This window comes from Streptomyces sp. NPDC051582 (genome assembly GCF_040681715.1).
Lineage (GTDB): Bacteria > Actinomycetota > Actinomycetes > Streptomycetales > Streptomycetaceae > Streptomyces.
In genome coordinates, this window is sequence record NZ_JBFAZJ010000021.1 from 140,080 (window position 1) to 159,767 (window position 19,688).

Below are 19,688 nucleotides of genomic sequence, written 5' to 3' on the forward strand. Positions count from 1 at the left end.
GTCAGCCGTCTCCTCCGTCGTCGCTCATCCCGGACCAGATGCTTCCACTACGGCGGGTCCGGCGCGCCTCGACCGGCCGGGTTTCGCCGGTGCGGGGAGAGATGACCGAATCGATGCGGCCTGTCGGTGTCGGGCTTGTAACACGGGCCCCGGAGCGGGGAGGAAGATGGGCCGCATGACTGCGAATCCTGCGCCCTCCGTGATCGTTTCCGCCGCCGAACTGATGGACGAGACGGCCGGGTCACGCCCGCCCGTACTGCTCGACGTCCGCTGGCAGCTGGGCGGTCCGAACCTGCGCTCCGCGTACGACGCCGGCCACCTGCCGGGGGCCGTGTACGTGGACCTCGACGGCGAACTGGCAGGTCCGCCGGGATCGGGCGGTCGCCACCCGCTGCCGCAGCCGGAGGAGTTCGGGGCCGTCATGCGCCGGGCCGGCGTCTCGGCCGACGCGCCGGTGGTCGTGTACGACGGGGGCCTGGGCTGGGCCGCCGCCCGGGCGTGGTGGCTCCTGCGCTGGACGGGTCACACGGACGTGCGGGTACTGGACGGGGGGCTGGCCGCGTGGGTGGCCGCGGGCGGTCCGGTCACGGAGGATGCCGTCACCGTCACGGAGGGCGATTTCAAGCCAAACCCGGGGGCGTTGGGGCTGTTGGACGCGGACGCGGCGGCCGCGCTCGCGCGCAGCGGCATCCTGCTGGACGCGCGGGCGGGGGAGCGGTACCGGGGCGAGATCGAGCCGATCGACCGGGTCGGCGGGCACATCCCGGGCGCGGTGTCGGCGCCGACGACCGAGAACGTGGACGCGGACGGGAAGTTCCTCGCGGCGGACGCCCTGCGGGCGCGCTTCGCCGGGCTGGGCGCTTCGGGCGCGGCGCCGGTCGGCGTGTACTGCGGTTCCGGGGTCTCGGGGGCGCACGAGGTGCTGGCACTGGCGGTGTCGGGGGTTCCGGCCGCCCTGTACGCGGGCAGCTGGTCGGAATGGTCCGCGGACCCGGCGCGGCCCGTGGCCACCGGTCCGGACCCGCGCTAGGGGGCGCCGCGGGGCAGGCGGGACTTTGCGGACACCCCATAGGGGCCTGCGCCCCGGTTGCCGTTCCCCGGCCCGTGCCGCGGCCCCCGTGCCTCGGGCGCGGCGGGGCCGGGGGCGGCCGCTCCGCTACTCCTGCTTCTTGCGGCGCGTGCCGAAGACGATCTCGTCCCAGCTCGGGACCGCCGCGCGGCGGCCGGGGCGGACGCCGTCGGCCTCCGCCTGCCGGTCCGTGGTGCCCGTCAGACGGTCGCGGTGGCCCGCCACCGTGCGCGGCATCAGGACGTCCGCGTACGCGGAGCCGGCGCCGGCGCTCGCCGAGGCCGCCGGGGGCTCCTCCGCCTCCGGCTCCTCCTCCGCTTCGGGCTCGGGGCGTTCGGGGACCACCAGGTCGCCGCGGAAGCTGGGCACGGCCTCCAACAGGCTCGTCAGCGTGTCCCGTTCCTCCTCCGGCTCCGGCGCGGGCGCCGCGCTGTTGGCGGCCCGCTCCAACTGCCGGTCGAGGGCGCGGTCCAGCGGCCGGTCCAAGGTGCGGTCCAGCGGCCGGTCCCGCGGCAGTCGCGCGATCCTCGGCACGAACGGGAAGCTGGGCTCCGGCGTCGCGGGGAGGTCGTCGGCCTCGCCGATCAGCGAACGGGCCTCGTCGTCCACGGCCACGACCAGCCGGCGCGGCGGGTCGTACGTCCAGCTCGCCGAGTGCGGTTCGCCCGCGACCCGGTAGACGAGCAGGACCTCCCAGGTGCCGTCGTCGCGGCGCCAGGAGTCCCACTGCACGGACTCCTTCTCGGCGCCGCGCAGCGTCAGCCGCTCCTGCACGGCCTCGCCGAGCTGGGGGCCGGTGTTCTCGCCGGGGCGGCGTACGGGCGTCTTGCGGGCCCGCTCGGCCATGAACGCGCGCTCGGCCAGCACCGGGCCCTCGAAGCGGCGTACGCGGTCGACGGGGATGCCCGCGAGTTGAGCGACCTCCTCGGCGGAGGCACCGGCTCGTATGCGGGCCTGGATGTCACGGGGGCGGAGGTGGCTCTCCACCTCGATCTCGATCTGGTTCAGGCGCGCGCGGTCGTTGCGCACGGCAGCCCGCAGCCGCTCGTCGATCGGAAGCGTGTACTCCGTGCTGTCCGCAGCCTTGAGCACCAGTCGTGTGCCGTCATTTGAGACGGCCACGACACGCAGTTCGGGCATGGGGACCTCCCGGGTGGTGCCTGCCGACGTCACGTGCGTCGCTGCTTCCGCTAGTCGAGTGTGGCCTGCCCGGGTGCAGCCTGCCACAACCTTGCCGAGTTCAACCGGCGTGTCGGGCATGCGCCCTTGATCGCCGTTATGGCACGGTTACCTGTTGGGTACGCACAGTGACCGAACGATTACTGTGCGCATCAGGAATGCGTGCAATGCCGCGGCATCACCGGTTTCGAGTGCCGTTTCTCCATCAGTCGGCCCCCTCTCCCGAGTCCGGACATCCGTAAGGAAGGACGGCCCCAGGGCTCGCCACAGTACTCCATTCGGGCCACCTGGGTGGACCGCCGCGCCGCCGAACTTGTCGCGGGCGGCGGGAGTTGGGCTGCCCCGAATCGGGCGGGACCTGCGCCCGCACCCGAATCCGCGTGTCCTGCTTCACAGAATCCCCAGAAACGGAACTATCCGTTTCGCTCGGCGGTCAGTAACTGCTGAGAGCGGTGAAGCGCGAGACGTCGCGAGAGGCAGCACACACAGGGGATGAGGATGGGTCAGAAGGCCACGCCAGAGGTCGAACCCGGGTCCGCCCCGAGCGGGACGGGCGGCGCGGGGCCCGCGGGCGGCGCGGACGGCGCCGAGAAGAAGAAGCTCGATCTGAGCGTGGCCCAGATCGCGGGCTCCTCCCTCGCCACCGTCGCGGCCGCCCTGCTCGCCTCGCAGCTGGGCGTCTACGGGACCATCCTCGGCGCCGGCGTGGTGAGCGTGGTCGCCACCGCAGGCGGCCCCGTCATCCAGCACTTCTTCAAGCGCACCGGCGACCAGCTCCGCGAGAGCGCCCGCCCCAGGGCCCGTCAGGTCCCGCCCGCCGGAGGGGAGAAGGCGCCCGGCGGCACCCTGGCGCTCCGCTCCGCGGCGCCCCCCGGGGAGTTCGGCGAGGCCACCGTGCACGGCGCCCGCGTACGGGGCTGGAAGCGGACCGCGGCGGCCTCGGGCGCGGCCTTCGCCATCGCGCTCGGCGGCCTCGGGGCGTACGAGGCCTTCTCCGGCACGGCGATCAGCCAGGGCGGCGGAACCATCTGGTCCGGTGGCACGCACAAGGTGGACGACGAGAAGCCGGCCGGCCCCGGCAAGGAGAGCGGCACCGGCGGCAGGGGCGGGACGACCCCGGGGTCCGGGACCTCCCCGAGCCCTTCGGCCCCGCACGGCGACCGGGGCCCGGACCGGGAGCCGAGCCCCGGCCCCGCCTCCCCGGACCCCTCCGGCTCCGGTGGCCCGGCGCCGAGCCCCGACCCGCCGAACCCGCCGAACCCGCCGAGTCCGAGCCCGAAGCCCACGCCCACCCCCACGCCGACACCGACGCCCACCCCCACCCCGGTCCCGAGCGGGAAGGGGCGGCAGCAGGCTCCGTGAGCCGGGCTACTCGCCCAGGACCCGGCGCAGGTAGTCGTTGCCGAACAGCCGGTCCGGGTCCAGCCGGTCCCGCAGCGCGGTGAACTCGCCGAAGCGCGGGTAGACGCCGGCGAAGTACCCGGCGTCCCGCGTGTGCACCTTGCCCCAGTGGGGCCGCCCGCCGTGCGCGGTGAAGATCCGCTCGGCGGCCGTGAAGTAGGCCTGGTACGGGGTGCCCTTGTACATGTGCACCGCGATGTACGCGGTCTCCCGACCCGAGGCCGTCGACAGCGCGATGTCGTCCGCCGGAGCCGTGCGCACCTCGACCGGGAAGCTGATGCGCAGCCCGGAGCGGTCCACCATCGACTTGAGCTCCCGCAGCGCCTCGACCACCTGTTCGCGCGGGAGCGCGTACTCCATCTCGACGAACCGCACCCGGCGCGGGCTGGTGAACACCTTGTACGGGATGTCCGTGTAGGTGCGCGCGGACAGGGCGCGGCTCGCGATCCGGGCGATGGAGGGGATCGTCGCCGGGACGGCGCGGCCGAGGGAGTTGACGGCCTGGAAGACGCCGTTGGACAGCAGCTCGTCCTCGACCCAGGCGCTCACGGCTCCGGGCGGGGCGGCGGGGCCCTGGCTGCGGTTGTTGCGCTTGGTGTTGCAGTTGCCGGTGTGCGGGAACCAGTAGAACTCGAAGTGCTCGTTCTCCGCGAAGTGCTGCTCGAACTCGGCGGTCACCCGGTCGAAGCCCATGGGCTCCTCACGGGCGGTCAGGAAGAAGACCGGCTCCACGGCGAAGGTGATCGCGGTGACGATGCCCAGGGCGCCGATGCCGATCCGGGCGGCCGCGAAGACGTCCGGGTTCTCCTTCTCGGAGCACGTGAGCAGCCGGCCGTCCGCCGTGACCAGGTCCAGGCCGCGGATCTGGGCCGCGATGGAGGCCGAGTCGCGGCCGGTGCCGTGGGTTCCGGTGCTGGTGGCGCCGGAGACCGTCTGCTCCATGATGTCGCCCATGTTGGTGAGCGAGAGGCCCTCCCGGGCCAGGGCCGTGTTCAGGTCCTTGAGCACCGTGCCCGCGGCCACCGTCACCGTGCCGGCGGCGCGGTCGATCTCCCGGATCCCGGCCAGCGCCTGCGGACGTACGAGCACGCCGTCGGTCGCGGCGGCCGCGGTGAACGAATGGCCGGTGCCGACCGCCTTCACCTTCAGCCCGTCCTCGGCGGCCCGGCGCACCGCCTCCTGAAGCTCCCCGACCGAGGCCGGGGTCACCACGCGGGCGGGGGTGGCCGTGACCGTGCCCGCCCAGTTATGCCACGCGGTCGCCCTGCTGTTCCGCCCTGCTGTCGCCGTCCCCATCGGTTGCTGGCTCCTCCCCTTGCGCCGGCTTCGTCAGCCGGCGGTATCCCGCGAACGCAACCGCCGCCGCGGCCACTCCCGACGAGATGGAGACGACGTACCCGCTGCGCGCCCCGGAGGCGTCGATGACCAGTCCGGTCACCGATGAGCCGACCGCGACGCCGACCGCGAGGCCGGTGCTGATCCAGGTCATGCCCTCGGTCAGCTTCGCGCGTGGTACGTGCGCCTCGATCAGGGCCATCGTGGTGATCATCGTGGGAGCGATGGCGAGGCCCGAGACGAAGAGCGCCACGGCCAGAAACGGAAGGTTCCCGGCCAGTAGGAGGGGGATCATACTCACGGCCATCGCACATACGCCCAGTACCCAACGGCGTTCGCTCTTGCCCTTGAGGTGGAGGAGGCCGAAGACGATGCCCGCCAGGCAGGATCCGAACGCCCAGATGGCCAGGATGAAGCTGGCGGCGGACTTGTGGCCCTGCTCCTCGGCGAAGGCGAGCGTGGACACGTCGATGGAGCCGAAGATCGCGCCGGTCGCCACGAAGGTCGCGGTCAGGACCTGGAGTCCGGGGGAGCGCAGGGCGGAGGTGCGGTCCCCGTGCTCCTCGCGCGGGTGCGGCTCGGGCTCGGTGGAGCGCTGCGCGGTCAGGAGCCAGACGCCGACGAGCAGGCACAGGGCGGCGATCAGCGGACCGGCCTCGGGGAACCAGGTGGTGGACAGTCCGATGGCGATGATCGGGCCGAAGATGAAGCACACCTCGTCCACGACGGACTCGAAGGAGTACGCGGTGTGCAGTTCGCGGGGGGAGTCCCGGTAGATCACGGTCCACCGGGCGCGGACCATCGAGCCGACGCTCGGCACGCAGCCGGCGACGGCCGCGCAGACGAAGAGGGTCCAGTCCGGCCACCCGTTGGCGGCGGCCGCCAGCAGGACGGCGACCGAGGCCACGCAGATGAGGGTGGCGGGGCGGAGCACCCGGCGTTGCCCGTACTGGTCCACCAGGCGGGATACCTGGGGGCCGATGAACGCGGCGGCCAGGGCGAGGGTGCCGGTGAGGGCGCTCGCCATCGCGTAGCGGCCGGTGATCTCGGAGATCATCGTCAGGATGCCGACGCCGACCATGGATATGGGCAGGCGGCCTATGAGGCCTGCGGCGCTGAACCCCACTGTGCCGGGGGCCGCGAATATCGCGCGGTAGGGACTGGGCAAGGTGCCCTCCGTAAGGGACGTCATTGGCCCATACAGGTTACGACCGCCGACAAGGCACCCGCACGGGGAGAATCCGGACCAGAACCCCGGACGGGATCCGGAAGGGAACTTAGGGTCACCTTACCCAGCTCGGGGGGCGGGCGCGCCGCCGGGCCGGTTCCCGGCCGGGGACGCCGGGTGGCAGGATTCGAACCATGTCAGACCAGCTCCGCGCCGCCGCCCCGCCCCCGGCCGAAGGCCTCGCCGCCCCCTACGACGCCCTCCTGCTGCTCTCCTTCGGCGGTCCCGAAGGACCCGACGACGTCGTGCCGTTCCTGGAGAACGTCACGCGCGGGCGCGGCATCCCGCGCGAGCGGCTCAAGGAGGTCGGGCAGCACTACTTCGGTTTCGGCGGGGTCAGCCCGATCAACGGGCAGAACCGTGAGCTGCTGGACGCCCTGCGCAAGGACTTCGCCGAGCACGGGCTGGACCTGCCCGTGTACTGGGGCAACCGGAACTGGGCCCCCTACCTCGACGACGTGATGCGGGAGCTGGCCGCCGACGGGCGCCGCCGGATCGCGGTGCTCGCCACCAGCGCGTACGCGTCCTACTCCGGCTGCCGGCAGTACCGCGAGAACCTCGCGGACGCGCTGGCGGCGCTGGCCGCCGACGGCGCCGCCGAACTGCCGCGGGTCGACAAACTGCGGCACTACTTCAACCACCCGGGCTTCGTGCAGCCGATGATCGACGGGGTGCTCGCCGCGCTGGAGTCGCTGCCGCAGGAGGTGCGCTCCGGCGCGCACCTCGCCTTCACCACCCATTCGATCCCCACCGCGGCCGCCGACGCCTCCGGCCCGGTCGAGGAGCACACCGCCGGCGGCGAGGGCGGGGCGTACGTCGGGCAGCACCTGGACGTCGCCCGGGTGATCGCGGACGCGGTACGGGCCGAGACGGGCACGGAGCTGCCCTGGGAGCTCGTCTACCAGTCGCGCAGCGGCGCCCCGCACATCCCGTGGCTGGAGCCCGACATCTGCGACCACCTGGAGTCGCTGCACGGGGCCGGGGCGCCCGCGGTGGTGATGGTGCCGATCGGGTTCGTGTCGGACCACATGGAGGTCCTGTACGACCTCGACACGGAGGCGACGGCGAAGGCCGCCGAACTCGGGCTGCCGATCGCCCGGTCGGCGACCGTCGGGGCCGACCCGCGGTTCGCGGCCGCGGTCCGCGAACTGGTGCTGGAGCGGGCGGCCGCGGAGCGGGGAGAGCCGGTGGAGCGGTGCGCGCTGGGGACGCTCGGGCCCAGCCACGACCTGTGCGCCGTGGGTTGCTGCCCGGCGCGCGGCCCCCGGCCGGCGGCCGCCGGCGCCGACAGCCCCTACGCCTAGGCCGACAGTCCCTACGCCTGGAAAGGGCGAGCGTGATCTCCGAAGAGCTGAAGGCCGAGCTGCTGGACGTGGCGCTGGACGCCGCCCGGCAGGCCGGGGAGCTGCTGCGCGACGGCCGTCCCGCCGACCTCGCGGTGGCGGCGACGAAGAGCAGTCCGATCGACGTGGTGACCGAGATGGACATCGCGGCGGAAAAACTGATCACCGGGATCCTCGCGCGACGGCGCCCCGAGGACGGGCTGCTGGGCGAGGAGGGCGCGGACGTCCCCGGGACCAGCGGGGTGCGGTGGGTCGTGGACCCGCTGGACGGCACCGTCAACTACCTGTACGGGCTGCCGAGCTGGAGCGTGTCGATCGCCGCCGAGTACGGGGGCGGGACGGTGGTCGGGGTCGTGGCGGCGCCGATGCGGCGCGAGACCTACCGCGCGGTGCTCGGCGGCGGGGCCTGGCTGGACGGGGACGGGCCGGACGGCGACCGGCCGGACGGGCTCCGCCTCGCCTGCCGGGCGGCGGCGCCGCTGGACCAGGCACTGGTCGGGACCGGCTTCGCCTACCTCCAGGCGCGCAAGGAGCAGCAGGCGGAGGTGGCCCTGCGGGTGATCCCCCGGGTGCGGGACATCCGGCGCGGGGGGTCGGCGGCCCTGGACCTCAGCGACGTGGCCGCCGGGCGGCTGGACGCGTACTACGAGCGCGGGCTCAACCCCTGGGACCTGGCCGCGGGCGAGCTGATCGCCCGGGAGGCCGGGGCGCTCACCGGCGGGCGGCCCGGGCGGCCCGCCTCGGGCGAGCTCGCGCTGGCCGCGACGCCGGCGGTGTTCGCCTCGCTCCAGCCGCTGCTGGAAGAGGCCGGGGCCTGGCACGACTGACACGGGCGCCGACGCGGCACCGCTGCCCCGGCATGAGGGAACCCCGGCTGCCGCGATGCGGCCGCCGGGGTTCTGGCTGGACGGGAGTTCGTCAGCAGACGGAGACGGGAACGCCGTGTTCGGCGGCGAGGCGCTGGAGATCTTCCAGTTCCGCCTGCTCCACTTCCACGAGGAAGTCGTCGCCCGTTTCGCGGGCCTGGTTGAGGTCCGACTGCGTGGCCCGGATGCGCTGCAGGAGACCCGCGGTGAATGCGTCCATGGTGGGTTCGCCCCCTCTTCGTGGGTCGGCGGTGGCACGTGGCAGTCCGCCGTCAGGGAGTGGTTGGGGTGTGCTGTCGTCCTCCCCGGCACCCTGGGCCCAGAAACCTCGGAAGGCGAGGGAATCCTCACTTCCGGCCCCCGCGGGCCCCGGAGGGGCGCCTTACAGCCGGTTTACGGCTGAAACGGGCAGGATGGACGACGCAATACACGTGTGCCCTCAGGGCTCGATGGAAGGAAACGACGTGCGCGTACTCGTCGTCGAGGACGAGCAGCTGCTCGCCGATGCGGTGGCCACCGGGCTGCGCCGGGAGGCCATGGCCGTGGACGTCGTGTACGACGGCGCCGCGGCCCTGGAGCGCGTCGGGGTGAACGACTACGACGTGGTCGTCCTCGACCGGGACCTCCCGCTCGTGCACGGTGACGACGTCTGCCGCAAGATCGTCGAGCTCGGCATGCCCACGCGCGTGCTGATGCTGACGGCGTCCGGCGATGTGAGCGACCGGGTGGAGGGCCTGGAGCTGGGCGCGGACGACTACCTGCCCAAGCCCTTCGCGTTCAGCGAGCTGACCGCCCGCGTGCGCGCCCTGGGGCGGCGCACCACCGTGGCCCTGCCCCCCGTGCTGGAGCGGGCCGGCATCAAGCTCGACCCGAACCGGCGCGAGGTGTTCCGAGAGGGCAGGGAGGTGCAGCTGGCGCCCAAGGAGTTTGCGGTGCTGGAGGTTCTCATGCGGAGCGAGGGGACCGTCGTCTCCGCCGAGCAGCTGCTGGAGAAGGCATGGGACGAGAACACCGACCCCTTCACGAACGTGGTGCGGGTGACGGTCATGACCCTGCGGCGCAAGCTGGGGGAGCCGCCGGTCATCGTGACCGTGCCTGGCTCCGGCTACCGGATCTGACGCGGGTGGCGGCGACCCCGGCACCGCCAGCGGTGCCGCCGAGACCGACCTGGGACCCCGGCCAGCCCGAGGGTCCCTTCCCTTGGCTGCGGCCGACCATCCGCATACGCCTGACCCTGCTCTACGGCGGCATGTTCCTGATCGCGGGCATCCTGCTGCTGTCGATCATCTACCTGCTGGCGGCACAGGCGCTGCGGGAGGGCAACGGACTGCCGTTCAAGATCGTGGGCGGTACGGACATCCAGGTCACCAGCACGTGCCCCGGTGTGATCGGCAAGGGGCAGAACTACGACCAGTTCAACGGCGCGATCAACACCTGCATCCTGGAGCAGCGCCGGCACGCTCTGGACGACCTGCTCAGCCGGTCGCTGATGGCCCTGCTGGGCCTCAGCATCATCGCCTTCGCCTTCGGCTACGCGATGGCCGGCCGGGTGCTCTCGCCGCTGGGCAAGATCACCCGTACCGCCCGCCGGGTGGTCGGCTCCGACCTGACCCGGCGGATCGAGCTGGACGGGCCGGAGGACGAGCTGAAGGAGCTCGCCGACACCTTCGACGAGATGCTCGACCGCCTGGAGCGGGCCTTCACCGCCCAGCAGCGGTTCGTCGCGAACGCCTCGCACGAGCTGCGCACGCCGCTGGCGATCAACCGGACGCTGCTGGAGGTGCACCTTTCGGACCCGGGCGCGCCGGTGGAGCTCCAGCAGCTGGGCAAGACGCTGCTGGCCACCAACGAGCGCAGCGAGCAGCTGGTCGAGGGCCTGTTGCTGCTGGCCCGCAGCGACAACCAGATAGTCGAGCGCAAGCCCGTGGACCTGGCGGAGGTCGCCTCGCGCGCCATCGACCAGGCGCGCGGCGAGGCTGCCGCGAAGGGCGTGGAGATCCGCGGCGAGCGGGCGCTCGCCGTGGTCCAGGGCAACGGCGTCCTGCTGGAGCGGATCGCGCTCAACCTGGTGCAGAACGCCGTCCGGTACAACGTGCCGGAGGACGGCTGGGTGGAGGTCACCACCGAGTCCCAGCACGGTCAGGCGATCCTCATCGTCTCGAACACGGGTCCCGTGGTTCCCGCGTACGAGGTGGACAACCTCTTCGAGCCCTTCAGGCGGCTGCGTACGGAGCGCACGGGCAGTGACAAGGGTGTGGGGCTCGGCCTGTCGATCGCGCGCTCCGTGGCCCGCGCTCACGGCGGACGGATCTCGGCGACGCCGCGCGAGGGGGGTGGCCTCGTGATGCGTGTCACTTTGCCCCTGTGAGTCCCCGGCCGCTTGTTCGCTGTTGGCTGAATGGCGAGGAGGGGGCCGGGAGGGTATCTGTGTGATCGATCACATTGGCGAGTGTCGGGTCATGTGCGTTCAGTGACCCCCGAGGGGGCCGGAAAGCCCGGGAAGTCCGGGTTTCCCGCCCCTCGAACAGCGGGAAATACACGGGGTGGCGTTTGTGCAAGACGGCCCCCGGACCGTGTACGGTCCCGGTCGTCATCCCAGCCAATCGCTCCTTCAGGTGTGCGGCTGGGTGTCGATTGAGTAACAGACCTTGATGTGAGGCAAAATCTCCGCCTCAGGTCGGGCACAAGTCCGGCCTCTCGCGCGTTACGTGCGCTGAGACACCGCTAAATCCCAGAGGGGGAGAGCGAAAAATGGCAACGGACTACGACACCCCACGCAAGACCGACGACGACGTCGACAACGACAGCATTGAAGAGCTGAAGGCCCGGCGTAACGAGAAGTCGTCTTCGAGCGTCGACGTCGACGACTTCGACGCGGCGGAGGGCATGGAGCTCCCCGGCGCAGACCTCTCCAACGAGGAACTGGCCGTTCGGGTGCTGCCCAAGCAGGCCGATGAGTTCACCTGCATGAGCTGCTTCCTGGTTCACCACCGCAGCCAGCTGGCACGCGAGAAGAACGGCCAGCCGATCTGCCGCGACTGCGACTGAGAGGCGTCGGCCGTGACCGGCTCGACACCGTTTCGGAAGCGCCGCTTCCGAAAAGCTGGTGATCCGGCGGAGGCGCAAGAGGTGGCGGGTCCGGAAACGGGCCCAGCGGCCTCGGGCGTAGCCGCCGTGTCGTCCGGCACCGCCGCGGCGGTGCCGTCGGCCGCAGAGTCCGACGAGGGAGCCCGGCGCTGGTCCGGGGCTCGTCGGCTACAAGCCGTCAAAAGCGGTGTGCGCAAGGGCGGCGAACATGCCAGGGCCGCCGTCCTGCACATCACGGACCGCGTCATCGAGAACGCACCGCGCGTTCCGGTTCGGGACCTCGCGACCCTGCGCGCGCAGTTCCCGGGCCTCGGTCCCGATCAGCTTGCCGACAAGCTGATCGCGGGCGCCGCGTACGGAACCTCCACGGTCGGCGCGGGCATCGGGGCCGCGGCCATGCTCCCGGTGCCGCCCGCCATGCCCGCCGAACTGGCCGCGGAGATCACCGGGGTCGCCGCCATCGAGCTCAAGCTCGTCGCGGAACTCCACGAGGTGTACGGCCAGCGGCCGCCCGGAAACCTCAAGGACCGCAGCTTCGCCTACCTGACCGCGTGGACGGAGGAGCGCGGGGTCGACCTGACCAAGCCGACGACGCTGAACATCGCGCTCGGCGGTCAGATGAAGCGCGAACTGCGCCAACAGATCATGAAGCGGACGTTCCGCAACCTGCCGAACCTGCTGCCGTTCATGGTGGGCGCCACCGTCGGCGCGGTCATGAACCACCGCGACACCCGCAAACTCGCCGAGAAGGTCCGTGCCGACCTGCGGAGCAGGGCCGTGGCGTGGGACTCGCTGCCGCAGCTCCCGCCCCTTGAGCAGCCCTCCCAGCCCCTTCCCGAGGCCACCAGGGCGGCACTCGAAGGCTCCGAAGGCGACTGGCCCCCGGCCTGACCCCCGGCCCGACCCCCGCAGACCCCTGCCCGGCCCGAAGCCTTCAGGGCCCTCGGGGCCCTCAGGGCCCCGGTGGATCAGCCCTTGGCCGACCGGATCGCCCTGACCAGAGCCTGCGGCTCGCGCGTGGAGACGTACGCGTACGGAGTCGGGTCCTCGGGGTCGGTGATCGGGATGCGCACCGCCGTCGGCACGTAGCTGCGCAGCAGCATGAACGCGCGCGTGTCCGCCTTGTACGTGCGCCAGGCGCGCGCCTCCTCCGCGTCCAGCACCTCGGGCTCGCCCAGCGCCGTCACCGGGATCCGCGCCTCGCCGGCCGCCAGCGCACCGTTCACCACGCGCACGCGCGCGGAGCCGTACGAACTCACCAGCATCCCCGCCAGCGCGGTGCCCCCGACGAGCCCGGCCAGCAGCGGCAGCGTGCCCAGCGGCAGCAGCATCAGCGCGCACGCCAGGCCGATGAGTACGGCGATGGCCCACCAGGAGCGGGGGGCGGTCAGGCGTTCGTCGTGGTGCGCGGGGGAGAGCTGCATGGCGCCAAGCCTGCCACGAGGCGACCGGTGGGTAGTGGCGCGGGTAAGGTCTGCGCCTGTGAGTGGACGAAACACAGCGTTGACGCCCCCGGACGATGCCGCCGCACCGGTCCGGCACCCCGACGCCCCCGCGCCCGGCGAGCTGCTCGGTGCGCACTACGGGCACTGCTTCGGCTGTGGCGAGGGCCAGCCCCACGGACTCCACCTGGAGGCCCGTGCCGGGGAGGGCGTCCGCGTCAGCGCCGAGTTCACCGTGAAGCCCGCGCACCAGGGAGCCCCCGGCCTCGCCCACGGCGGCGTGCTCGCCACCGCGCTCGACGAGACGCTGGGCTCCCTGAACTGGCTGCTGCGCGTCATCGCGGTGACGGGCCGGCTGGAGACCGACTTCGTGCGGCCGGTGCCCGTGGGCACCGTGCTGTACCTGGAGGCCGAGGTGACCGCCGTCGCCGGGCGCAAGATCTACTCCACCGCGGTCGGCCGGATAGGCGGGCCCGAGGGCCCGGTCGCCGTGCGCGCAGACGCGCTCTTCATCGAGGTGAAGGTCGACCACTTCATCGACAACGGTCGGCCCGAGGAGATCCGGGCGGCGATGTCCGACCCGGACCAGGTCAGGCGCGCACGCGCCTTCGAGGTGAACCCCTGATGTCTGAGAACAACCACCCGCCCGTCGACGTGCTGATCAAGCGGGTCGACCCCGAGGTGCCCCTGCCCGCCTACGGCCACCCCGGCGACGCCGGCTGCGACCTGGTGACCACGGAGGCGGCCGTGCTGGAACCCGGGGAGCGCGCCGTGCTGCCCACGGGGGTGTCCATCGCCCTGCCCGACGGGTACGCGGCGTTCGTGCACCCGCGCTCGGGCCTCGCCGCACGCTGCGGGCTCGCGCTCGTGAATGCCCCGGGGACGGTGGATGCCGGGTACCGTGGGGAGATCAAGGTGATCGTGGTCAATCTCGACCCGCGCGAGAGCGTCCGGTTCGAGCGCTTCGACCGCATTGCCCAGCTGGTTGTCCAGAGGGTCGAGAAGGTGCGCTTCCACGAGGTGGCGGAACTTCCCGGCTCGGCGCGGGCCGAGGGGGGTTTCGGCTCCACCGGCGGTCATGCGGCCGTGGCCGGATCCGGCGCTGGTCAGCAGGGTGGGAATGGCTACGCTTCGGTCGTATCCGACCGGGAAGGACAGTGACGTGTTCGGACGTCGCAAGAAGAACGACTCCGCCAGGGACGGCGGCGCGGCCGAGCAGGTCGTGGACGGCGTGGCCGGCGATGAGCAGGACGGCGGCGAGGAGCTCGGCACCGACTCCGCGCCCCGCAGGGTGAATCTGCCGCCGGCCCCGCGGCCCGACGGCCCGTGGGACGTCTCCGAGGTGCCCGGCGCACCCGAGGAGGGTCGCGTGGACCTGGGCGGCATTCTCGTACCGGGCGTCGAGGGCATGGAGCTGCGCGTCGAGGTCGCCGGTGACGCGATCGTCGCCGCGACGGTCGTCCTCGGCGACAGTGCCGTACAGCTGCAGGCCTTCGCGGCGCCCAAGAAGGAAGGCATCTGGGGCGAGGTCCGCGACGAGATCGCCACGGGCATCACCCAGCAGGGCGGCATCATCGACGAGGTCGAGGGTCCGCTGGGCTGGGAGCTGCGCGCCCAGGTGCCCGTACCGATGCCCGACGGCCAGACCGGCGCCCAGCTGGTCCGCTTCGTCGGCGTCGACGGCCCGCGCTGGTTCCTGCGCGGCGTCATCTCCGGCCAGGGCGCCGTGCGTCCCGAGTCGGCGGGCGTGCTGGAGCAGATCTTCCGCGAGACCGTCATCGTGCGCGGCGACGGCCCGATGGCTCCGCGCGACCCGATCGTGCTGAAGCTGCCGAACGACGCCCAGATGGTGCCGGACGGCGTGCAGACCGAGGACCAGGAGGGCTCGCGCTTCTCCGGCGGCATGGGCCAGCTGGAGCAGGGTCCGACGATCACCGAGGTCCGCTGACCGACGCCGACCGGGCGCCGGCCGACCGTTTTCGGCCGCGGGCCGTACTCCTTCGGGGGTGCGGCCCGCTGTCGTACCCCCGAGGTGCGGGCCCCGGGTGTCAGGGATCCGTCAGGGATGGGCGGACGGGCCCCGAAAGGTGCGTGATCGGCCGGAACGTCCCGGAGAATGGGCCCATGGGACGCGGCAAGCTACGGATCTACCTCGGCGCGGCACCCGGTGTGGGCAAGACGTACGCGATGCTGTCCGAGGCCCACCGCCGGGTGGAGCGGGGTACCGACTGCGTCGTCGGCTTCGTCGAGCACCACGGGCGGCCCCGGACCGAGGTGATGCTGCACGGGCTGGAACAGGTCCCGCGCCGGCAGCTCCCGTACCGGGGCGCCGACTTCACCGAGATGGACGTGGACGCCGTACTGGCGCGCCGGCCCGCGATCGCGCTGGTCGACGAGCTCGCCCACACCAACGTGCCCGGTTCGCGCAACGCCAAGCGCTGGCAGGACGTGGAGGAGCTGCTGCGGGCGGGCGTCGACGTCGTGTCCACCGTGAACATCCAGCACCTGGAATCGCTCGGCGACGTGGTGGAGTCCATCACCGGGGTGCGGCAGCGGGAGACGGTGCCGGACGAGGTGGTGCGGCGGGCCGACCAGATCGAACTCGTCGACATGTCCCCGCAGGCGCTGCGCCGGCGGATGGCGCACGGGAACATCTACCAGTCGGACAAGGTCGACGCGGCCCTGTCCAACTACTTCCGGCCGGGCAACCTCACCGCCCTGCGCGAGCTGGCGCTGTTGTGGGTGGCCGACCGGGCCGACGAACACCTCCAGCAGTACCGGGGCGAGCACGGCATCCGCTCGACCTGGCAGGCCCGCGAGCGGATCGTCGTCGGGCTGACGGGCGGCCCCGAGGGCCGCACCCTCATCCGCCGCGCCTCGCGGATGGCCGCCAAGGGCTCGGGCAGCGAGATCCTCGCCGTCTACATCGCCCGCAGCGACGGGCTGACCGCGGCCTCGCCGAAGGAGCTCGCGGTCCAGCGGACGCTGGTCGAAGATCTTGGCGGAACGTTTCACCATGTGATCGGCGACAACGTCCCCGACGCGCTGCTCGAATTCGCCCGCGGGGTCAACGCCACCCAGATCGTGCTCGGATCCAGCCGCCGCAAGGCCTGGCAGTACGTCTTCGGCCCCGGCGTCGGCGCCACCGTGGCCCGCGACTCGGGGCCCGACCTCGACGTGCACATCGTCACGCACGAGGAGGTCGCCCGGGGCCGCGGCCTGCCGGTGGTCCGCTCGGCGGCCCGGCTCGGCCGGCCCCGGATCGTCGCCGGCTGGATCGTCGGGATGGTCCTCCCCGCCCTGCTGGCCGTCCTGCTCACGCACGTGAACGCCGATCCGGGCCTCGCCAACGAGATGCTGCTGTTCCTCTCGCTGACCGTGGCCGCCGCCCTGCTCGGCGGGCTCTGGCCGGCGCTGGCCTCGGCCGCCTTCGGCTCGCTCCTGCTGAACTACTTCTTCGCCCCGCCCGTCCACCGGTTCACCGTCTCCGATCCGAAGAACATCGTGGCCATCGCCGTCTTCTTCGGGGTGGCGGTCTCCGTGGCCTCCGTCGTGGACCTGGCCGCCCGGCGCACCCACCAGGCCGCCCGGCTGCGCGCCGAGTCCGAGATCCTCTCGTTCCTGGCCGGCAGCGTGCTCCGCGGCGAGACCACGCTGGACGCGCTGCTGGAGCGGGTGCGCGAGACCTTCGCCATGGAGTCGGTGGCCCTGCTGGAGCGCGCGGGCGACGTGGATCCCTGGAAGCGGGCCGGCAGCGTCGGCCCGCGCCCGGTCGACCGCCCCGGGGAAGCCGATGTGGACATGCCCATCGGGGACCACATGGCGCTGGCCCTGTCCGGCCGGGTGCTGCCCGCCGAGGACCGGCGCGTGCTCGGCGCCTTCGCCGCGCAGGCCGCCGTGGTCCTGGACCGGCAGCGGCTGGTCGGGGAGGCCGAGGGGGCCCGGCGGCTGGCGGAGGGCAACCGGATCCGGACCGCGCTGCTGGCCGCCGTCAGCCACGACCTCCGTACGCCGCTGGCCTCCATCAAGGCCTCCGTGTCCTCCTTGCGCTCCGACGACGTGGACTGGTCCGAGGAGGACCGGGCCGAGCTCCTCGAAGGCATCGAGGACGGCGCCGACCGGCTCGACCACCTGGTGGGCAACCTGCTCGACATGTCCCGGCTGCAGACCGGCACCGTGACCCCGCTGATCCGGGAGATCGACCTCGACGAGGTGGTCCCGATGGCGCTGGGCGGCGTACCGGAGGGCAGCGTGGTCCTGGACGTCCCGGAGACCCTGCCGATGGTGGCGGTGGACCCCGGGCTGCTGGAGCGGAGCGTGGCCAACGTGGTGGAGAACGCCGTCAAGTACAGCCCGGCCGGCGAGCGGGTGCTGGTCCGGGCGAGCCACCTGGGCGACCGGGTCGAGGTACGCGTCGTGGACCGCGGGCAGGGAGTGCCCGACGAGGCCAAGGACCGGATCTTCGCCCCCTTCCAGCGGCACGGGGACGCCCCGCGCGGCGCCGGGGTCGGCCTCGGCCTCGCGGTGGCCCGCGGCTTCGCCGAGGCCATGGACGGCACCCTCACGGCCGAGGACACCCCCGGCGGCGGGCTGACCATGGTGCTGACGCTGCGCGCCGCGAGGCGCGACAGTGGACCGGAACGCGTCGCCGCGCCGGACGGCGGCGTGCCCGCCGACGCCGACGCCGACGCCGACGTCAACGCCGACGATCCCATCGCTCTCGACCCCGTACGACAGAAAGCAGGACCTCAATGACCCGGGTGCTCGTGGTGGACGACGAGCCGCAGATCGTCCGAGCCCTCGTGATCAATCTGAAGGCGCGCAAGTACGAGGTCGACGCCGCGGCGGACGGGGCCCAGGCCCTGGAGCTCGCGGCCGCCCGCCACCCCGACGTGGTCGTCCTCGACCTGGGCCTGCCCGACATGGACGGCGTCGAGGTGATCAAGGGCCTGCGCGGCTGGACCCGGGTGCCGATCCTGGTCCTCTCGGCCCGGCACAGCTCCGACGAGAAGGTCGAGGCCCTGGACGCCGGGGCCGACGACTACGTCACCAAGCCCTTCGGCATGGACGAGCTGCTGGCGCGGCTGCGCGCGGCCGTCCGCCGGGCCGAGCCGGGACCGGGCTCCGGTGGGGACGAGGTGATCGTGGAGACCGACGGCTTCACGGTGGACCTGGCCGCCAAGAAGGCGGTGCGCGAGGGGCGCGACGTACGGCTCACGCCCACCGAATGGCACCTGCTGGAAGTGCTGGTCCGCAACGGGGGCAAGCTGGTGAGCCAGAAGCAGCTCCTCCAGGAGGTCTGGGGGCCCTCGTACGGCACCGAGACCAACTACCTGCGGGTCTACATGGCCCAGCTGCGGCGCAAGCTGGAGGCGGACCCCTCGCATCCGCGGCACTTCATCACGGAACCGGGCATGGGATACCGCTTCGAGAGGTAGCGGGGGCGCCGGTACGCTTCCTGTATGAGTGCTGAACCGCGTCCCGAGAAGTCCGTCAAGCCGGTCAGGCCGGCGGGCCGGTTCCGGAGGATGATAGAGCGGCTGTCCACCTCGCAGGAGGAGCTGCATTCGGCGGAACTGCAGGAGGACGCAGAAGCCGCGGGCTGCACGCGGATCTGCGACTGCCACGACCGCCAGATAGTCAAGGTGACGGGAACGCTGCGCACCGTCACCCTCCGCCCGCGCGCCGGGGTGCCCGCCCTGGAGGCGGAGCTCTTCGACGGCTCCGCGGCACTGGACGTGGTCTGGCTCGGGCGTCGCTCGATCGTGGGAATCGAACCGGGCCGGCGCATGATCGCCTCGGGGCGGATCGCGATGAGCCACGGCCGCCGGACCCTCTTCAATCCGAAGTACGAACTCCGACCGCTCGGACAGGAGCAGTAGCCGGTGGCCTCACTCGACAAACCGATCACCCCGGATCCCGCGGGCGAACCGTCCGCGGACCAGAAGGCCGTGACGCAGGCGGCGCTCTTCGACGCCTTCGGAGGCGTACGGGGCACCGTGGAGACGATGCTCCCCGGACTGCTCTTCGTGATGATCTACACGGTCAACAAGGACGTGAAGATGTCCGCGATCGCGGCGGGGGCGGTCGCCGTCCTGCTCGTGATCGTGCGCCTGCTGCGCAAGGACACCGTCAAGCACGCGTTCAGCGGGGTCTTCGGCGTGGCCGTCGGCGTGGCCTTCGCCCTGTTCACGGGCACCGCCAAGGGCTTCTACCTGCCCGGCATGATCTACGGCGCCGGGCTGGGCGTGGCCTTCACGCTCTCCGCGCTGGTGGGCTTCCCGCTGCTGGGGGTGATCCTGGGACCGGTCTTCAAGGAGAACCTGTCCTGGCGGACGCGCAATCCCGGGCGCAAGAAGGCGTACACCAAGGCCAGCCTGGCCTGGGGGCTCATCTTCCTCGCGAAGTACGCGATCCTCTTCCCGCTGTACTGGTGGGGGGACGCGACCCAGCTGGGCTGGGTGCTGATCGCGCTGAAGCTGCCGCCGATGGTGCTCGCCGTGTACTTCACGTGGGTCTTCCTGGCGAAGGCCCCGCCGCCGATCGACGTGATCGCGGAGTGGGAGGCCGAGGAGGCCGCGGAGAAGGCCCGCAAGACCCAGGCCAAGCACGCCAAGTGATGTAGGTCCAGATGTGGGAGGGGCGGGGGGCCCCCCCGGGGGCCCCCCCCCCCCCCCCGGCGGGGGGCGGCAGTGGGGGGGGCGGTGGGGGGGGGGGCGCCGGGGGCCACGGGGCGGG

General features: G+C 72.5%; 20 protein-coding genes. 15 read left to right on the plus strand and 5 right to left on the minus strand.

Annotated elements, in window-relative coordinates; all coding sequences use genetic code 11:
- Nucleotides 1-175 precede the first annotated feature (175 nt).
- Nucleotides 176-1,030 (plus strand): sulfurtransferase, encoded by an 855-nt coding sequence (locus tag AB0M92_RS25890; RefSeq protein WP_366104668.1) that lies wholly within the window; start codon nt 176-178, stop codon nt 1,028-1,030.
- Nucleotides 1,031-1,156: 126 nt separating this feature from the next.
- On the opposite strand, the gene sepH is transcribed toward AB0M92_RS25890, so the two are convergent.
- Nucleotides 1,157-2,209, minus strand: coding sequence for a septation protein SepH (sepH, locus tag AB0M92_RS25895; protein ID WP_366104669.1), 1,053 nt, complete (start codon nt 2,207-2,209; stop codon nt 1,157-1,159).
- A gap of 537 nt (nt 2,210-2,746) precedes the next feature.
- Between sepH and AB0M92_RS25900 the strand changes: the two genes are divergently transcribed.
- Complete coding sequence (locus AB0M92_RS25900; protein ID WP_366104670.1) at nt 2,747-3,610, plus strand: hypothetical protein; 864 nt, start codon at nt 2,747-2,749, stop codon at nt 3,608-3,610.
- 6 nt (nt 3,611-3,616) lie between these two features.
- On the opposite strand, the gene AB0M92_RS25905 is transcribed toward AB0M92_RS25900, so the two are convergent.
- A complete protein-coding gene (locus AB0M92_RS25905; RefSeq protein ID WP_366104671.1) occupies nt 3,617-4,945 on the minus strand; it encodes a D-arabinono-1,4-lactone oxidase in 1,329 nt (442 codons plus the stop codon).
- Nucleotides 4,896-6,152 carry an MFS transporter gene (locus tag AB0M92_RS25910; protein WP_366104672.1) on the minus strand — a complete coding sequence of 419 codons (1,257 nt, stop codon included), beginning with the start codon at nt 6,150-6,152 and terminating at the stop codon, nt 4,896-4,898. Before AB0M92_RS25910 ends, AB0M92_RS25905 begins: the two co-directional genes overlap by 50 nt.
- A 194-nt stretch (nt 6,153-6,346) precedes the next feature.
- Between AB0M92_RS25910 and AB0M92_RS25915 the strand changes: the two genes are divergently transcribed.
- Both AB0M92_RS25915 and AB0M92_RS25920 read left to right on the plus strand, forming a co-directional pair.
- Nucleotides 6,347-7,516 carry a ferrochelatase gene (locus tag AB0M92_RS25915; protein ID WP_366104673.1) on the plus strand — a complete coding sequence of 390 codons (1,170 nt, stop codon included), beginning with the start codon at nt 6,347-6,349 and terminating at the stop codon, nt 7,514-7,516.
- A 35-nt stretch (nt 7,517-7,551) separates the two neighbouring features.
- Nucleotides 7,552-8,382, plus strand: a complete 831-nt coding sequence (locus AB0M92_RS25920; RefSeq protein WP_366104697.1) for an inositol monophosphatase family protein — start codon at nt 7,552-7,554, stop codon at nt 8,380-8,382.
- 91 nt (nt 8,383-8,473) lie between these two features.
- Here the strand turns inward: AB0M92_RS25920 and AB0M92_RS25925 are convergent, their stop codons facing one another.
- A complete protein-coding gene (locus tag AB0M92_RS25925; RefSeq protein ID WP_359168322.1) occupies nt 8,474-8,641 on the minus strand; it encodes a hypothetical protein in 168 nt (55 codons plus the stop codon).
- A 244-nt stretch (nt 8,642-8,885) separates the two neighbouring features.
- Here AB0M92_RS25925 and AB0M92_RS25930 point away from each other — a divergent pair, with 244 nt between their 5' ends.
- From AB0M92_RS25930 to AB0M92_RS25945, 4 genes are all read left to right on the plus strand, one after another.
- Complete coding sequence (locus AB0M92_RS25930; RefSeq protein WP_030154340.1) at nt 8,886-9,539, plus strand: response regulator transcription factor; 654 nt, start codon at nt 8,886-8,888, stop codon at nt 9,537-9,539.
- Nucleotides 9,540-9,544: 5 nt separating this feature from the next.
- Nucleotides 9,545-10,789: a HAMP domain-containing sensor histidine kinase gene (locus AB0M92_RS25935; RefSeq protein ID WP_366104674.1), complete on the plus strand. Its 1,245-nt coding sequence runs from the start codon at nt 9,545-9,547 to the stop codon at nt 10,787-10,789.
- 383 nt (nt 10,790-11,172) lie between these two features.
- A complete protein-coding gene (locus AB0M92_RS25940) occupies nt 11,173-11,469 on the plus strand; it encodes a DUF4193 domain-containing protein (protein WP_030154344.1) in 297 nt (98 codons plus the stop codon).
- Between the two features lie 12 nt (nt 11,470-11,481).
- On the plus strand, nt 11,482-12,399 hold the full coding sequence (locus AB0M92_RS25945; protein WP_366104675.1) for a hypothetical protein: 918 nt from the start codon (nt 11,482-11,484) through the stop codon (nt 12,397-12,399).
- 77 nt (nt 12,400-12,476) lie between these two features.
- On the opposite strand, the gene AB0M92_RS25950 is transcribed toward AB0M92_RS25945, so the two are convergent.
- Entirely contained in the window at nt 12,477-12,932 is a 456-nt protein-coding gene (locus AB0M92_RS25950) for a DUF3093 domain-containing protein (protein ID WP_366104676.1), read from the minus strand.
- Between the two features lie 58 nt (nt 12,933-12,990).
- Between AB0M92_RS25950 and AB0M92_RS25955 the strand changes: the two genes are divergently transcribed.
- From AB0M92_RS25955 to AB0M92_RS25985, 7 genes are all read left to right on the plus strand, one after another.
- Nucleotides 12,991-13,575 (plus strand): PaaI family thioesterase, encoded by a 585-nt coding sequence (locus AB0M92_RS25955; RefSeq protein WP_366104677.1) that lies wholly within the window; start codon nt 12,991-12,993, stop codon nt 13,573-13,575.
- On the plus strand, nt 13,575-14,111 hold the full coding sequence (dut, locus tag AB0M92_RS25960; protein WP_048477606.1) for a dUTP diphosphatase: 537 nt from the start codon (nt 13,575-13,577) through the stop codon (nt 14,109-14,111). Before AB0M92_RS25955 ends, dut begins: the two co-directional genes overlap by 1 nt.
- Before the next feature lies 1 nt (nt 14,112).
- A complete protein-coding gene (locus AB0M92_RS25965; RefSeq protein ID WP_366104678.1) occupies nt 14,113-14,898 on the plus strand; it encodes a DUF3710 domain-containing protein in 786 nt (261 codons plus the stop codon).
- A 176-nt stretch (nt 14,899-15,074) separates the two neighbouring features.
- Nucleotides 15,075-17,705, plus strand: a complete 2,631-nt coding sequence (locus AB0M92_RS25970) for a sensor histidine kinase KdpD (protein WP_366104679.1) — start codon at nt 15,075-15,077, stop codon at nt 17,703-17,705.
- Complete coding sequence (locus tag AB0M92_RS25975; RefSeq protein WP_366104680.1) at nt 17,702-18,388, plus strand: response regulator; 687 nt, start codon at nt 17,702-17,704, stop codon at nt 18,386-18,388. Before AB0M92_RS25970 ends, AB0M92_RS25975 begins: the two co-directional genes overlap by 4 nt.
- A 24-nt stretch (nt 18,389-18,412) precedes the next feature.
- Nucleotides 18,413-18,832 carry an OB-fold nucleic acid binding domain-containing protein gene (locus AB0M92_RS25980; protein WP_366104681.1) on the plus strand — a complete coding sequence of 140 codons (420 nt, stop codon included), beginning with the start codon at nt 18,413-18,415 and terminating at the stop codon, nt 18,830-18,832.
- Nucleotides 18,833-18,835: 3 nt separating this feature from the next.
- Nucleotides 18,836-19,570: a DUF3159 domain-containing protein gene (locus AB0M92_RS25985; RefSeq protein WP_366104682.1), complete on the plus strand. Its 735-nt coding sequence runs from the start codon at nt 18,836-18,838 to the stop codon at nt 19,568-19,570.
- Nucleotides 19,571-19,688 lie beyond the last annotated feature (118 nt).

Bases quoted from the DNA above. Each gene is read 5' to 3' on its own strand.
- AB0M92_RS25890 (WP_366104668.1), top strand. From the start codon at position 176: ATGACTGCGAATCCTGCGCCCTCCGTGATCGTTTCCGCCGCCGAACTG.
- sepH (WP_366104669.1), bottom strand. From the start codon at position 2,209: ATGCCCGAACTGCGTGTCGTGGCCGTCTCAAATGACGGCACACGACTG.
- AB0M92_RS25900 (WP_366104670.1), top strand. From the start codon at position 2,747: ATGGGTCAGAAGGCCACGCCAGAGGTCGAACCCGGGTCCGCCCCGAGC.
- AB0M92_RS25905 (WP_366104671.1), bottom strand. From the start codon at position 4,945: ATGGGGACGGCGACAGCAGGGCGGAACAGCAGGGCGACCGCGTGGCAT.
- AB0M92_RS25915 (WP_366104673.1), top strand. From the start codon at position 6,347: ATGTCAGACCAGCTCCGCGCCGCCGCCCCGCCCCCGGCCGAAGGCCTC.
- AB0M92_RS25925 (WP_359168322.1), bottom strand. From the start codon at position 8,641: ATGGACGCATTCACCGCGGGTCTCCTGCAGCGCATCCGGGCCACGCAG.
- AB0M92_RS25940 (WP_030154344.1), top strand. From the start codon at position 11,173: ATGGCAACGGACTACGACACCCCACGCAAGACCGACGACGACGTCGAC.
- AB0M92_RS25950 (WP_366104676.1), bottom strand. From the start codon at position 12,932: ATGCAGCTCTCCCCCGCGCACCACGACGAACGCCTGACCGCCCCCCGC.
- dut (WP_048477606.1), top strand. From the start codon at position 13,575: ATGTCTGAGAACAACCACCCGCCCGTCGACGTGCTGATCAAGCGGGTC.
- AB0M92_RS25970 (WP_366104679.1), top strand. From the start codon at position 15,075: ATGGGACGCGGCAAGCTACGGATCTACCTCGGCGCGGCACCCGGTGTG.
- AB0M92_RS25975 (WP_366104680.1), top strand. From the start codon at position 17,702: ATGACCCGGGTGCTCGTGGTGGACGACGAGCCGCAGATCGTCCGAGCC.
- AB0M92_RS25980 (WP_366104681.1), top strand. From the start codon at position 18,413: ATGAGTGCTGAACCGCGTCCCGAGAAGTCCGTCAAGCCGGTCAGGCCG.